Below are 12,682 nucleotides of genomic sequence, written 5' to 3'. Positions count from 1 at the left end.
CGCGCGATGAATCCGCTTGCGGAGCTGCGTTATTTCTTCACGGCGCTGGGCTATTTCACGCGCGTGCCCGTGCCGCGCTGGGTGGGCTTCGAGCCCGCGTGGCTCAATGCGGCGGCGCGCTACTTTCCGCTCGTCGGCGCGTTGATCGGCGCGCTTGGGGCGCTCGTCTATCTCGCCGCGTTGCGCGTGTTTCCGGCGAACGTGGCCGTGTTGCTGTCGATGGCGGTCACGCTCCTCGCGACGGGCGCTTTCCACGAGGATGGTCTCGCCGACTGCCTCGACGCATTCGGCGGCGCGTACGCCCGTGAGGACGTGCTGCGCATCATGCACGATTCGCGCATCGGCGCGTTCGGCGCGATCGGGCTCGTGGTGGCGCTCGCGCTCAAGTGGCAGACGCTCGCGGCACTGCCGCCGGCGCGCGCCGCGATGCTGATGATCGCCGGCCATGCCGCGAGCCGCGCGTGCGCGATCAGCTATCTCGTCTCGCTCGAGTATGTGCGTCCCGAGGGCAAGGCCAAGCCCGTCGCGCAGCGCATGAGCGTGCCCGCGTGGCTGTGCGCGTGCGTGTTCGGCTTGCCGTGGCTGTTCTGGCCGGCGGGGTCCGGCGCGCCCGACTGGCGCGCGGGCGCAGCGACGCTCGTCGTGCTCGCCGGATTGCGCTATGGGCTGGGGCGTTACTTCGTGCGCCGCATCGGCGGCTATACGGGCGATTGTCTCGGCTTCGCGCAACAGGTGTTCGAGATTGCCATCTACCTCGTGGGGCTCGCATGGATCTCGTTCTGATCCGTCATCCCGCCGTGGCGGTGGATGCGGGCGTGTGCTACGGCGCGAGCGATGTGCCGCTCGCGGGCGACGCGACGCAGCAGGCCGCGTCGATTGCCGGGCGGATTGCGGCGCTCGGCGTGCGCGAACCGCAACGTATCGAAACGAGCCCGCTCACGCGCTGCGCGAGCGTGGCGGCGGCGCTTGGCCGTCCGCGCGGCTACACGCCGCAAGCCGACGCATGCCTCGCAGAGATGGATTTCGGCGCGTGGGAGATGCAGCGCTGGGACGCTATCGAGCGCGCGCAGATCGACGCATGGGCCGCGAATTTCGAGCATGCGCGCGAGCATGGCGGCGAGAGCGTCGCGCAGTTCGATGCGCGCGTGAGCGGCTGGTTCGACGCGCTCGACGCGCGCGAGAAGTCCACCGTTTGGGCCGTCACGCATGCGGGCGTGATTCGCACCGTCACGGCGCGCGCACTCGGCGTACCGCTCGCGCGCTGCGTGCGCTGGCCGCTGGAGATGGGCGCCATCGTGCATTTGCGTTACGACTCGTCGAGCGCCCTATGGCTGCTCGCGCGCTGGAACGCCTGGTAAGTCGCTGAGGATAGCGAATCAATGCGCCGCGGCGTTGCGCGAGCGGGCGAGGTCGAGATCCTTGCACAACTGCGCCGCGCCCAGGGCGATGCGCGGCGCGGGGCGCGTGAGCAGATCGCCGTCGATGGCGAAGAGATTGCCATGCGCAACCGCGGCTAGCGCGGGCCAGGCGCGCCAGCGCTCGAGGCTCGGCAGCGGGCGGTCCGGCGAGGTCGCGCCCTGTGACGCGGTGACGATCGCATCGGGATTGGCGGCGAGGACGGCTTCAGTCGTTACCGTCGGCACGAGCGGTTCGAGCGCCGCGAACACGTTGCGGCCGCCGCAGAGCGCGATCACGTCGCTGATCATGTGCGAGCCGTTGAGGGTCATCAGCGGCTGATCCCAGACTTCGTAGAACACGCTCACGGGTGCGCGCTGCGCATAGCGTGCGCGCAGCTGCGCGATGTCACGGCGATAAACAGTCGCGGCGGCCTGCGCGGTGTCTTCGGTGCCGAGCAGCACGCCGAGGCGCATGAGCGAGGTCGCGACGTCGTCGAGCTTATGCGGCTCGCTGAAAAAGAGGGGGATGTGCAGCGCGCGCAGACGATCGAGCTGTTGCTGCGCGTTGCCGTGACGCCAGACCACGATGAGGTCGGGCTTGAGCGCGGCGATGCGCTCGAGGTCGAGCGCGCGATTGTCGCCCACGCGCGGCACCTTTTGCGCGTCGGGCGGGTAGTCGCTGTAGGCCACGGCGCCGACCACTTTCGCGCCGCCGCCCGCGGCATAGAGCAGCTCGGTCATGTGGGGCGCGAGGCTCACCACGCGCTGCGCAGGCGCGGGGAGGGTGACGGTGTTGCCGGCGTCGTCGATGGCGGTGACGGTCGCATGCGCGGCGCACGGCAGGATCGTCGCGACCAGCAGTGCCAGCGCCATGGCGGCTGCGCGCATCAGCCGATCGTCCGCATGGCTTGCCCGAGTGCGCTTTCGAAGCGCTGCCATTCGTCTTCGGACGCGGGCAGGCCAAAGCGCAGGCTGGCCGGCGCGTCGAAGCGGCGCGTCCACACGGCGTGGCGCGCGAGGGCGTCCTGCAGCGCCGGCGCGCGAGGGTCCGTGATCCACGCAAACAGTGGCGTGGCGTGCAGCGTGAAGCCGTGAACGCGCAACAGCGCGACGAGGCGCGCGCTTTCGGCGGCGAGGCGAATGCGCGCCTCGTTCTGCCACGCGCTGTCTTCGAATGCATGGGTGACGGCGTGGCGCGCCGGCCCGCTCACGGTCCACGCGCCCAGACTCGCGCGCAACGCGGCCAGCAGGGCAGGTGCGCCGAGCGCGAATCCGCAGCGCGCGCCCGCGAGCCCGAAGAACTTGCCGGGCGAGCGCAGCACGACGAGTCCTGCGCGGCGGGTTGCGTGCGCAAGCGTTTCGGATCGCTCGTGGCCGAACGCATCGGCAAAGGCTTCGTCGACGATCAGCGTGCCGCCGCGCGCCGCGAGTTGTGCATGCCAATGCAGCAGGCGGTCGGCAGCAAGATGCGTGGCCGTCGGATTGTTCGGATTCACCACGACGGCATGCGTGACGGTATCGGGCAGCGTGTCCTGCATGACGTCGAGCGGCACGATCTCATGGCCCGCGCGCGCGAACGCCGGTGCGTACTCGCCGTAGGTGAGCGGTGCAATCGCGACACGTGCACTCGGCAGCAGCGCCGGCAGCGCGCGGATCGCGGCCTGACTGCCCGCCACCGGCAAGACGTGGCGGGCATCGGGTGCGCCGTAGTAGCGCGCGGCGCACGCGGCGAAGCCGTCGCCGTCGTCGGGCAGGCGCCGCCATGCCGTGGGCGGCACCGGCGGCACGGGGTAGCCATGCGGATTGATGCCGGTGGAGAGGTCGATCCACGCGTCCCAGGCGATGCCGTAACGCTGTGCGGCTTCGTGCAGATTACCGCCGTGCGCGACGAGTGCGGTTGGCTGCTCAGACATGGGTCGCTACGCTCACGAAGGCCAGTGCGAGCAGCGCCGCGAGCCACAAAATGGTGGTGCGCTCGACGAGCCGCAGAGCCGCATCCACATGCTGCGCGCGCGGCGGCGAGCCCGCGCCGAGCGCCGGGCGCTCCTCGAGCATGCCGTGGTAAACGGCCGCGCCGCCCAGCAGCACGTTCAGGCTGCCTGCGCCGGAGGCCATCACCGGGCCCGCGTTCGGGCTCTCCCAGCGATGCGCCTGTTCGCGCCAGCAGCGCAGCGCCATGCGCGTATCGCCGAGCAGCGCGTAGCTCGCGGCCGTGAGGCGCGCGGGAATCCAGTTGAGTACGTCGTCGATGCGCGCGGCCGCCCAGCCAAAGCGCAGGAAGCGCGGCGTGCGGTAGCCCCACATGGCATCGAGCGTGTTGGCGAGACGGAACGCGAGGGCGCCCGGGCCGCCCGCGATCGCGAACCAGAACAGCGCGCCGAAGATCGCGTCGTTGCCGTTTTCGAGCGCCGATTCGACGGCCGCACGCGAGAGCGCGGTGGCGTCTGCCCCGGCTGTGTCGCGCGAGACGATGCGGCCCGTCAACTCGCGCGCGGCTGCGAGGTCGCGCCGGGCGAGCGCGGCGCCGATCGGCGCGATGTGCTCCGTGAGGCTGCGCGCGCCGAGCGCGAACCAGAGCAGCGCGACGTGGAGCGCCCAGGCGAGCGGCCAGGGCAGCAGCGCGCACAGCAGCGCGGCGACGACGACGGGCGGCGCAACGGCGGCGAGCCATGCGACGAGGCCGAGCGGACGGCCGCGGCGGCCTATGTTCAAGCGCGCTTCGAGGCGGTTCGCGTAGCGGCCGAAAGCGACGAGCGGGTGGGCGCGTCGCGGCTCGCCGAGCCAGCGGTCCACGGCGACGCCGGCCACGGCGAGCGCGGCGGTGACGGGTAGCGAGAGCATCATGAGGTCCCGCGCGGCGCTTTGAGCACCAGAGGCAGGCCTGCGGCGACGAGCGTGGCGCGGTCGGCGAGCGCCGCGATGCGCTGATTGAGGCGGCCGAGTTCGTCGACGTAAAGGCGCGTGGCCGCGCCCATCGGCACGACGCCCATGCCGATCTCGTTGCTCACCACGAGCACCGTGCCTTGCGCGCGCTCGCAGGCGGCGGCGAAGGCGTCGAGGCGCTCGCGCCAGTCGGGCAGCGGCGCTTCGGAGTCGGCGGGGCAAAGCAGGTTCGCGAGCCACAGCGTGAGGCAATCGATCAGCACGCACTGGCCGGGCGCCGCTGCTGCGTCGAGGGCGAGAGCGAGATCGAGCGGCGCCTCGGCGAGCGCCCAGTGCGCAGGCCGGCGCGCGCGGTGGTGGCCGATGCGCTCGGCGAACTCGATGTCGGCCGTCACGCGCGCGGTGGCGATATACGTGACCGGCAGGCCGCTCGCGGCGGCGAGGCGTTCGGCGTGCGCGCTCTTGCCCGAGCGCGCGCCGCCGACGATGAAGGTGAGATCGCGCGAATTCATCGCGTGATTGTAACGGCTGCGCTCAGGCCCGCCGTTGTCCGTTCGGCCAATGTCGCGCCGTGGTCCTGCATCGGGCGGCGGGGCGATGGGATAATGCGCGTTCGCCTTCGCCGCCCACCCAAGCGCTTCATGACCGCCACGCTACCCGCCCGCGTACCCACCGGCACGCTGATGATCCAGGGCACGACCTCCGACGCCGGCAAGAGCACGCTCGTCGCCGGCCTGTGCCGCCTCGCGCGCCGCGCGGGGGCGCGCGTCGCGCCGTTCAAGCCGCAGAACATGGCGCTCAACAGCGCCGTGACCGTGGACGGCGGCGAGATCGGCCGCGCCCAGGCGCTGCAGGCCGTCGCCGCCGGCATCGAGGCGCATACCGACCTCAATCCGGTGCTGCTCAAACCCAATAGCGACCTCGGCTCGCAGGTCATCATCCACGGCAAGGCGCGCATGAACCTGGGCGCGCGCGCGTACCAGGACTACAAGCCGCTCGCGCGCGAGGCCGTGCTGGCGTCCTATGCGCGTCTGCGCGCGCGCTATGACACGGTGTTCGTGGAAGGCGCGGGCAGCCCCGCCGAAGTCAACCTGCGCGCCAACGACATCGCGAACATGGGTTTTGCCGAGGCGGTCGATTGCCCGGTCGTGCTCGTGGCCGACATCGACCGGGGCGGCGTGTTCGCGCATCTGATCGGCACGCTGGCCTGTCTTTCGGAGAGCGAGCGCGCGCGAATCAAAGGTTTCGTCATCAACCGCTTTCGCGGCGACCGCACGCTGCTGGAACCCGGCCTCGCCTGGCTCGAGCAGCAGACGGGCAAGCCGGTGCTGGGCGTCGTGCCGTATCTGCACGGCCTCACGCTCGACGCCGAGGACATGCTGCCCGGCGCGGCCCACAGCGGCGCACAGGCTGGCGGCGAGACGCTGCGCGTGATCGTGCCGGCGCTGCCGCACATCAGCAACCACACTGACTTCGACGCCCTACGCGCGCATCCACAGGTCGATTTCACCTATGTGCGCACGGGCGAAGCGCCGCCCGCCTCCGATCTCGTGATCCTGCCGGGCTCGAAGAACGTGTGCGACGACCTCGCGTGGCTGCGCGCCCAGGGCTGGGAGACGGCGCTCGCGCGGCATCTGCGCTATGGCGGGCGCGTGATCGGCATTTGCGGCGGCATGCAGATGCTCGGGCGCGCGATTGCCGATCCGCATGGCGTGGAGGGCGAGCCGGGCGCGGTCGAGGGCTTCGGCTGGCTCGACTACGAGACCGTGCTCACGCGCGAAAAGACCTTGAAGAACGTGACGGGCGCGCTCGCGCTGGAAGGCGCGGATGGAGATACGGTCGCGGGCCCGGCGCGCGTGGCGGGCTACGAAATCCATATGGGCGAGACGCGCGGACGCTCGCTCGAATCGCCCGCGCTATGGCTTGCTGTAGGCGACGAGGGGGCGACGCGCCCCGATGGCGCGCGCTCGGCGGATGGCCAGATTCTCGCGACCTATGTGCACGGCCTGTTCGACACGCCGCAGGCGTGCGCGGCGCTCTTGCGCTGGGCCGGGCTCGCGCAGGCGCGCGCGGTGGACTATCCGGCGTTGCGCGAGGCGTCGCTGGAGCGGCTCGCGGACACGCTCGCGGCGAGCCTCGATCTGGAGAAGGTGTTCGGCGTAATCGGCTAAAAGCGCGGCTGACCGGCTCAGTAAAGCACCATCTGCGTACAGCGGAACAGCGCGATGGTCTTGCCGTCCGGGCCGCTCACGGTGGCGTCCCAGACCTGGGTGCTGCGCCCGAGGTGCACGCCCTTCGCCACGGCCGAGATCGTGCCTTCGCGCGCGGTGCTGAGATGATTGCTCTTGATCTCGATGGTCGTGAAGTTCTTCGCGTTGGGCGGCAGGTGCGCGAGGCAGGCGTAGCCGCAGGCCGTGTCGGCGAGGCCGATTACCGTGGCGGCGTGCAGGAAGCCATTGGGGGCGAGCAGGTCGCTGCGCACGTCGAGTTCGGCGCGCAGCAGGCCTTGCTCGAGGACCAGCGGGCGAAAGCCCAGCAAATCGGGCAGGCGGCCGCGCTGTCTCTCGAGCAGGGATTCGATCGTGATGTCGTGGCGTAGCGTGCTCATGCTCGGTCAGTCTCCTTGATTTGATATGAACATTGCGGGTGCGCGCTCGCGAGGGGGCTTCGGCGGCGCGCAATTTGCCGATAATATCGGACGGTTGATTCGGGGCGCCGGTTCGTCTGCAAGGCGCCTCGCCAGGTATCGAACAACGCATCACGCAAAATCACGGCAATCCGGCTGGCCATGCGCCAGCCATCCTGACGGGAGCATTCATGACGGTAATCGTGGTGGCGAATCCCAAGGGCGGCGTGGGAAAGAGCACGCTGTCCACCAATCTGGCCGGTTATTTCGCCGCGCAGGGCGAGTGGGTGGCGCTCGCGGACCTCGACCGGCAGCAGTCCTCGCACGCCTGGCTCGATCTGCGGCCCGCGACGCTGCCGGCCATCGAAAGCTGGCAGGTCGATCTGGACGACCCGGCAAAGCCGCCCAAAGGGCTCGAGCACGCAGTCATCGACACGCCCGCCGGCCTGCATGGCAACCGGCTCGGGGCGATCATCGAGCTGGCGGACAGGGTGATCGTGCCGCTGCAGCCCTCGATGTTCGACATTCTCGCCACCCAGGACTTCCTGAACCGCCTGGCCAAGGAAAAGGCCGTGCGCAAGGGCGCGATCCAGGTGGGCGTGGTGGGCATGCGGGTGGACGCGCGCACGCGCTCGGCCGAGCAGCTGCAGCGCTTCGTCGAAGGCCTGGAGCTGCCCGTGCTGGGCTATCTGCGCGACACGCAGAACTACGTGCAGCTCGCTGCGCACGGCCTCACGCTGTGGGACGTCGCGAAGAGCCGGGTCGAGAAGGACCTCGACCAGTGGCAGTCGATTCTCGGCTGGGTCGACGGCAAATAAGCGCGCAGGGACGGCGGCGCGGGCCCGATGAGCCGCGCCGGCCAGGCCCGCGTTTTAGCTCCAGCTTTGCGTGGGCACGTGGTCGCGGCTGCCCTTGATGCGGTTGTTCTCGTCCACGAACACGAGGTCCGGCTTCCAGCCGGCCTTGAGCTCTTCCTCTTCCACGTTCGCGAAGGCCGCGATGATCACGAGGTCGCCCAGTTGTGCGCGGCGCGCGGCCGAGCCGTTCAGCGAGATCATGCCGCTGCCGCGCTCGCCCTTGATCGCGTAGGTCGTGAAGCGCTCGCCATTGTTGATGTTCCAGATGTCGATGCGCTCGTTTTCGACGATGTTCGCCGCTTCGAGCAGGTTTTCGTCGATGGCGCACGAGCCTTCGTAGTGCAGCTCGCAGTGCGTGACCGCGACGCGGTGGATCTTCGACTTGAGCATATGGCGTTGCATGGAGGGTCTCCTCAGGCGGACGGGCGCGCGGCCCGCCGCGGGTAGGCGGAATCTGGGGTTATCGGGTGAAAGCGGGACGGCGCGGCCGCCCGCGGGCCTCAGATCTCGAGGTTGTCGATCAGGCGCGTCGCGCCGAGCCTGGCGGCAGCCAGCACGACGAGCGGCGACTCGGCGTCGCCAGCCACGCCCGGCGCGGGCGGCAGCAGGTTCGCGCGCTTGCGGATCGCAATGTAGTCGGGCTTCCAGCCGCGCGCGGCGAGCGTCGCCATGGCGTCGAGTTCGAGCTGCTGGAAGTCGCGGCGGCCCGACAGCACCGACTCGCGGATCGCGCGCAGCACGCCTGCCAGTTGCGGCGCCTCGGCGCGCTCGGCGTCGCTCAGATAGCGGTTGCGTGAGCTGAGCGCGAGGCCGTTGGTGTCGCGCACGGTTTCCGCGGCGACGATCTCGGTCGGCAGCGCGAACTGCTGGCACATCCCGCGCATGATCATGAGCTGCTGGTAGTCCTTCTTGCCGAACACGGCCACGCGCGGCTGCACGCACGACATCAGCTTCATGACGACCGTGCACACGCCCTCGAAGAAGCCGGGGCGGAATTCGCCTTCCAGAATGTCGCCCAGGTCGTGCGGCGGGCGCACGCGGTACTCCTGCGGCTGCGGATACATGTCGCGCTCGGTCGGCGCGAACAGCACATAGACGTTTTCCTTCTGCAGCTTCTCGATGTCGTCCTGAAGCGTGCGCGGATACTTGTCGAAGTCCTCGTTCGGGCCGAACTGCAGCCGGTTGACGAAGATACTCGCCACGACCGGGTCGCCGTGCTGGCGCGCGAGGCGCATCAGCGAGAGATGGCCTTCGTGCAGGTTGCCCATGGTCGGCACGAACGCGGTGCGGTTTTGGCCGCGCATCTGGTCGCGCAATTCCTGAATCGAGCTAATGACTTTCATGATCGGATGCTTTATGCCTCGCGCGGGGCAAGACTTGGGTGGCACGGCCGCAAGCCAGAGACCCGGACGAAGGGCCGCGAGCGGACGTCGCGCGCCCGGTCCGCGCGGATGGCGCGGCAAGTGTTTCGTGTGCCCCGTATATGGGACGAGACCGGGCAGGCGCGGGCGATTGTAGTGGATTTGTGCATGCGGCGCACCCGCCTCGGGTAGGGGGTTGTCCTGGCGTTCCGCTGTGCGGCCCGGCGGAGGGTCCTGCGCGATGCGGTCCTATTTAATGGCTCGCCGCGCGCGGGCCCGGGCAAGGGCGGGCCAGGAATCAGGCCGGCAAATACGCGAGCCGCACGTAAATCGGCGCGAACGGCTCGGGCTGGGTGATCTCGATGAGCGATTCGCGCGACAGCTCCAGCATGGCGATGAAGTTCACGATCACGACGGGCACGCCGCGCGTGGTGTCGAACAGCTCGGAGAACTCCATGAAACGCTCGCCCTGGAGCCGGCGCAGGATGATGCTCATGTGCTCGCGCACCGAGAGCTCCTCGCGCGAGATCTTGTGGTGCTGGACGAGCTTCGCGCGCTTGATGACGTCGGCCCACGCGGCGCGCAGGTCGTTGCTGTCCACGTCGGGAAAGCGCGGGGTGATGCTCTGTTCGATAAAGACCTCGGCGCGCAGGAAGTCGCGGCCGAGCTGCGGCAACTGATCCAGGCGCTGAGAGGCGAGCTTCATCTGCTCGTATTCGAGCAGGCGGCGAACGAGTTCGGCGCGCGGGTCCTCGGCTTCCTCGCCCGTATCGGCCTTCTTTACAGGCAGCAGCATGCGCGACTTGATCTCGATGAGCATGGCCGCCATCAGCAGATATTCGGCTGCGAGTTCGAGGTTGGTCTTGCGCAGTTGCTCGACATAGCCGAGGTACTGGGTCGTGACATCCGCCATCGGGATGTCGAGGACGTTGAAGTTCTGCTTGCGGATGAGGTACAGCAGCAGGTCGAGCGGGCCTTCGAAGGTCTCGAGGAAGACTTCGAGCGCGTCCGGCGGGATGTAGAGGTCCTGCGGGAGCTTGAAGAGCGGCTCGCCGTAAAGGCGTGCGAACGCGACGCCGTCGACCGTGTCGGGCGTCGAGTCGGTTGCGGGCGTGGTCAGCGCCTCACCGGGCGTTTGCCCGGCAGCGTGGCCCGCGTGACTGGCCGCGTGCTCGCCTGCTGGCGGCGCGCCGGCTCCGTCGGCCTCGGCCATCAGAAGTTCTGGTAGTAGACGTAAGACGTTTGCCTCACGCGCGAAGCCTGCTGGCGCTCGCGCTCGTCGAGGTCGATCGGCTGCTTGTCCCACAGGAGCGCGCGGCCCTTGCGTTGCTGTTCTTCGAGCTGCGGCTTTTGCTGCTTGAGCTGGTTGATGAACTGCGTGATGTCCGACTGATACATGGCTGACGTCCGTCCAGTAAGGCGGGGCGCCTGATTGCGCCGCGCCGCTAATTCTGTCGGCGGCAATTTTACCGCAAGCCAACGCCGCGGAACATCCGCGCGGGCGCAGCGCGCGTCGGCCATGCCTCGGGCCGCTCCGCGCGCGCCATGCGTCCGGCTGCGCCGGCGTTGTGGCACGCTTTGCGCCTCCTCCTGGGGTTTTGACGCGCCGATGTGGTGAAATAACGCGTTTGCGCCCGTTGCCGCTTCCCGTGCCCTGCGCGCGAGCGGCGCAACCGGTGGCAACCAGTTCTACGACGGCCGGAGGTGGCGTTTGGCGGGATGGGTGATCGAAGCATTGTGCGCACGGCGGCGCCCCTCGCGGGCGGCGCGGCCACGGCTCGCCGCGTGCCTGATCGTGTGCCTCGCCGAGTTCTGCGCCGTGGCGCCGCCCGCCCGGGCCGACATCCTGACCACCCTGCTGCCGTGGATGCGCCCGCGCACCTACTACGACGTCGATATCCAGGCCTCGCCGCGCGACCTGCGCAAGCTGCTCGAGACGCACCTCGACATTGCGCGCTTTGCCACGCGCGCCGACGTGAACGAGGACCAGTTCGAGTTCCTCGTGACCGCGGCGCCGCAGCAGGTACGCGACCTCGCCTCGACGGCGGGCTATTTCACGCCGGTCGTGCGTACCGACGTGCGCACGATCGACGGCAGGCGGCACGTGCGGGTGAGCGTCGATCCGGGGCCGCGCACGACGATTTCCTCGGTGAAGCTCGTGTTTCGCGGCCCGGTCCTCACGGAAGACCCGGCGCAGGAGAACACCGCGCGCTTCGCGTTCTCGCTGCACGACGGCGACGCCTTTACGCAGTCGGGCTGGGACGACGCCAAGAATGCCTCGCTCAAGGCACTGCAGGCGCGCCGCTACCTCGGCGCCAAGATCGCGTTTTCGGAGGCGCGGGTCGATCCGCTCAGACATGACGCGCAACTTTCCGTAACGTTCGACAGCGGGCCGACCTTCACGCTGGGCAAGCTCGATGTTTCGGGGCCGCGGCGCTATCCGGGCTACATCATCGACAACGTGAATCCGCTCTCGCCGGGCGAAATCTACGACCTGAAGCGCGTGGCCGAACTGCAGCGCCAGGTGCAGAACACGCCGTACTACGCGAGCGTGGCGATCGACGTCGACGCGAACACGCAAAAGCCGCTCGAGACGCCCGTGCACGTGAAGGTGAGCGAGTTCCCCTACAACAACTTCCGCGGCGGCGTGGGTTATTCGACCGACACCGGTGCGCACGTCCAGGGCTCCTACACCTACCTGAACACGTTCGGGGCGGCGTGGCCGTTCCAGGTGCAGGGGCGGCTCGACCAGATCCAGAAGTTCGGTCAGGTCCAGCTTTCGATGCCGCCGGGCCCGCGCGCCTGGACCAACAGCCTCGTCGCGTCCTACACGACCACCGACGTCTCGGACACGAACATCTATAGCGCGCGTGTCGGTGTCCAGCGCACGCGCACCTCGCAGAACATCGACTACGCGTACGCGCTGATGTTCTACGACGACCGCCTCACGCAGAACGTGGGGCCGTCCTCGCGGGCCTATGCGCTCGTGCCGACATGGGGCTGGACGCGCCGCAATGTCGACGACCCGCTGTTTCCGCGCTCGGGCAACATCATCCGCATGGAGGCGGGCGTCGCGCTCAAGAACGTGGGCGCCGAGCAAAGCTTCCTGCGCGCCTACATGCGCGGCCAGCAATACCTGCCGATCGGCCACAGCGACATCATGGTGTTCCGCGCGGAACTGGGCGGCGTGTTCACGAGCGGTCCGTCGAGCGGCATCCCCGCGTCGCTGCTGTTCCGTGCGGGCGGTTCGAACTCGGTGCGCGGCTACTCGTTCCAGAGCATCGGTAACGACCAGTCGGGCTCGATCCTGCCGACCAAGTACCTCGTCACCGGCTCAGCCGAGTACCAGCACTGGTTCAGTCACGACTGGGGCGGCGCAGCGTTCTTCGACGTCGGCACCGCCACCGACACCTGGGGCGAAAAGGAGTTCGATCCGGGCGCGGGTATCGGCGCGCGCTGGCGCAGCCCCGTCGGGCCGGTCAACCTCGATCTCGCCTATGGCTTTCGCACTCACAGCGTGCGGCCTTATCTGACACTCGGGATCGCCTTCTGATGATG

14 protein-coding genes are annotated in these 12,682 nt (G+C 69.1%); 5 read left to right on the top strand and 9 right to left on the bottom strand.

Going from position 1 to position 12,682, the window contains the following annotated elements:
• The first annotated feature begins 6 nt into the window (after positions 1–6).
• Positions 7–783, top strand: coding sequence for an adenosylcobinamide-GDP ribazoletransferase (locus A3CW_RS0135380; RefSeq protein WP_028207756.1), 777 nt, complete (start codon positions 7–9; stop codon positions 781–783).
• Positions 768–1,358 carry an alpha-ribazole phosphatase gene (cobC, locus tag A3CW_RS0135375; protein WP_028207755.1) on the top strand — a complete coding sequence of 197 codons (591 nt, stop codon included), beginning with the start codon at positions 768–770 and terminating at the stop codon, positions 1,356–1,358. The genes A3CW_RS0135380 and cobC overlap by 16 nt, the downstream gene beginning before the upstream one ends.
• 18 nt (positions 1,359–1,376) lie before the next feature.
• Here the strand turns inward: cobC and A3CW_RS0135370 are convergent, their stop codons facing one another.
• From A3CW_RS0135370 to cobU, 4 genes are read right to left on the bottom strand one after another with little or no spacing between them, the layout of a single operon-like run.
• Positions 1,377–2,285 carry a cobalamin-binding protein gene (locus tag A3CW_RS0135370; RefSeq protein WP_028207754.1) on the bottom strand — a complete coding sequence of 303 codons (909 nt, stop codon included), beginning with the start codon at positions 2,283–2,285 and terminating at the stop codon, positions 1,377–1,379.
• Complete coding sequence (cobD, locus tag A3CW_RS0135365) at positions 2,285–3,310, bottom strand: threonine-phosphate decarboxylase CobD (RefSeq protein WP_028207753.1); 1,026 nt, start codon at positions 3,308–3,310, stop codon at positions 2,285–2,287. The genes A3CW_RS0135370 and cobD overlap by 1 nt, the downstream gene beginning before the upstream one ends.
• Positions 3,303–4,238, bottom strand: coding sequence for an adenosylcobinamide-phosphate synthase CbiB (gene cbiB, locus A3CW_RS0135360; protein WP_028207752.1), 936 nt, complete (start codon positions 4,236–4,238; stop codon positions 3,303–3,305). The genes cobD and cbiB overlap by 8 nt, the downstream gene beginning before the upstream one ends.
• Entirely contained in the window at positions 4,238–4,792 is a 555-nt protein-coding gene (cobU, locus tag A3CW_RS0135355) for a bifunctional adenosylcobinamide kinase/adenosylcobinamide-phosphate guanylyltransferase (RefSeq protein WP_028207751.1), read from the bottom strand. The genes cbiB and cobU overlap by 1 nt, the downstream gene beginning before the upstream one ends.
• A 129-nt stretch (positions 4,793–4,921) precedes the next feature.
• Between cobU and A3CW_RS0135350 the strand changes: the two genes are divergently transcribed.
• Positions 4,922–6,451 (top strand): cobyric acid synthase, encoded by a 1,530-nt coding sequence (locus A3CW_RS0135350; protein WP_028207750.1) that lies wholly within the window; start codon positions 4,922–4,924, stop codon positions 6,449–6,451.
• Between the two features lie 17 nt (positions 6,452–6,468).
• Here the strand turns inward: A3CW_RS0135350 and A3CW_RS0135345 are convergent, their stop codons facing one another.
• Positions 6,469–6,888, bottom strand: coding sequence for a PaaI family thioesterase (locus A3CW_RS0135345; protein ID WP_028207749.1), 420 nt, complete (start codon positions 6,886–6,888; stop codon positions 6,469–6,471).
• Between the two features lie 209 nt (positions 6,889–7,097).
• On the opposite strand from A3CW_RS0135345, the gene A3CW_RS0135340 reads away from it, so the two are divergent.
• Positions 7,098–7,724 (top strand): ParA family protein, encoded by a 627-nt coding sequence (locus tag A3CW_RS0135340; RefSeq protein WP_028207748.1) that lies wholly within the window; start codon positions 7,098–7,100, stop codon positions 7,722–7,724.
• A gap of 54 nt (positions 7,725–7,778) precedes the next feature.
• Here the strand turns inward: A3CW_RS0135340 and panD are convergent, their stop codons facing one another.
• From panD to A3CW_RS0135320, 4 genes are all read right to left on the bottom strand, one after another.
• Positions 7,779–8,165, bottom strand: a complete 387-nt coding sequence (panD, locus tag A3CW_RS0135335) for an aspartate 1-decarboxylase (RefSeq protein WP_028207747.1) — start codon at positions 8,163–8,165, stop codon at positions 7,779–7,781.
• A 98-nt stretch (positions 8,166–8,263) separates the two neighbouring features.
• A complete protein-coding gene (gene panC, locus A3CW_RS0135330; RefSeq protein ID WP_028207746.1) occupies positions 8,264–9,106 on the bottom strand; it encodes a pantoate--beta-alanine ligase in 843 nt (280 codons plus the stop codon).
• A gap of 316 nt (positions 9,107–9,422) precedes the next feature.
• Complete coding sequence (locus A3CW_RS48650; RefSeq protein ID WP_169739131.1) at positions 9,423–10,337, bottom strand: segregation and condensation protein A; 915 nt, start codon at positions 10,335–10,337, stop codon at positions 9,423–9,425.
• On the bottom strand, positions 10,337–10,522 hold the full coding sequence (locus A3CW_RS0135320) for a DUF3460 family protein (protein WP_028207745.1): 186 nt from the start codon (positions 10,520–10,522) through the stop codon (positions 10,337–10,339). The genes A3CW_RS48650 and A3CW_RS0135320 overlap by 1 nt, the downstream gene beginning before the upstream one ends.
• Positions 10,523–10,835: 313 nt before the next feature.
• On the opposite strand from A3CW_RS0135320, the gene A3CW_RS0135315 reads away from it, so the two are divergent.
• A complete protein-coding gene (locus tag A3CW_RS0135315) occupies positions 10,836–12,677 on the top strand; it encodes an autotransporter assembly complex protein TamA (protein WP_407669798.1) in 1,842 nt (613 codons plus the stop codon).
• The last annotated feature ends 5 nt before the right edge of the window (positions 12,678–12,682 follow it).

The sequence above is a fragment of the Paraburkholderia nodosa DSM 21604 genome, from assembly GCF_000519185.1.
GTDB lineage: Bacteria > Pseudomonadota > Gammaproteobacteria > Burkholderiales > Burkholderiaceae > Paraburkholderia > Paraburkholderia nodosa.
Note: the sequence above shows the minus strand (reverse complement) of the source record. Positions and strands in the feature narration are given on the sequence as shown.

Bases quoted from the DNA above. Each gene is read 5' to 3' on its own strand.
- cobU (WP_028207751.1), bottom strand. From the start codon at position 4,792: ATGAATTCGCGCGATCTCACCTTCATCGTCGGCGGCGCGCGCTCGGGC.
- panC (WP_028207746.1), bottom strand. From the start codon at position 9,106: ATGAAAGTCATTAGCTCGATTCAGGAATTGCGCGACCAGATGCGCGGC.
- A3CW_RS0135345 (WP_028207749.1), bottom strand. From the start codon at position 6,888: ATGAGCACGCTACGCCACGACATCACGATCGAATCCCTGCTCGAGAGA.
- cobD (WP_028207753.1), bottom strand. From the start codon at position 3,310: ATGTCTGAGCAGCCAACCGCACTCGTCGCGCACGGCGGTAATCTGCAC.
- A3CW_RS0135320 (WP_028207745.1), bottom strand. From the start codon at position 10,522: ATGTATCAGTCGGACATCACGCAGTTCATCAACCAGCTCAAGCAGCAA.
- panD (WP_028207747.1), bottom strand. From the start codon at position 8,165: ATGCAACGCCATATGCTCAAGTCGAAGATCCACCGCGTCGCGGTCACG.
- cobC (WP_028207755.1), top strand. From the start codon at position 768: ATGGATCTCGTTCTGATCCGTCATCCCGCCGTGGCGGTGGATGCGGGC.
- A3CW_RS0135340 (WP_028207748.1), top strand. From the start codon at position 7,098: ATGACGGTAATCGTGGTGGCGAATCCCAAGGGCGGCGTGGGAAAGAGC.
- A3CW_RS0135350 (WP_028207750.1), top strand. From the start codon at position 4,922: ATGACCGCCACGCTACCCGCCCGCGTACCCACCGGCACGCTGATGATC.
- A3CW_RS0135380 (WP_028207756.1), top strand. From the start codon at position 7: ATGAATCCGCTTGCGGAGCTGCGTTATTTCTTCACGGCGCTGGGCTAT.
- A3CW_RS48650 (WP_169739131.1), bottom strand. From the start codon at position 10,337: ATGGCCGAGGCCGACGGAGCCGGCGCGCCGCCAGCAGGCGAGCACGCG.
- A3CW_RS0135370 (WP_028207754.1), bottom strand. From the start codon at position 2,285: ATGCGCGCAGCCGCCATGGCGCTGGCACTGCTGGTCGCGACGATCCTG.
- cbiB (WP_028207752.1), bottom strand. From the start codon at position 4,238: ATGCTCTCGCTACCCGTCACCGCCGCGCTCGCCGTGGCCGGCGTCGCC.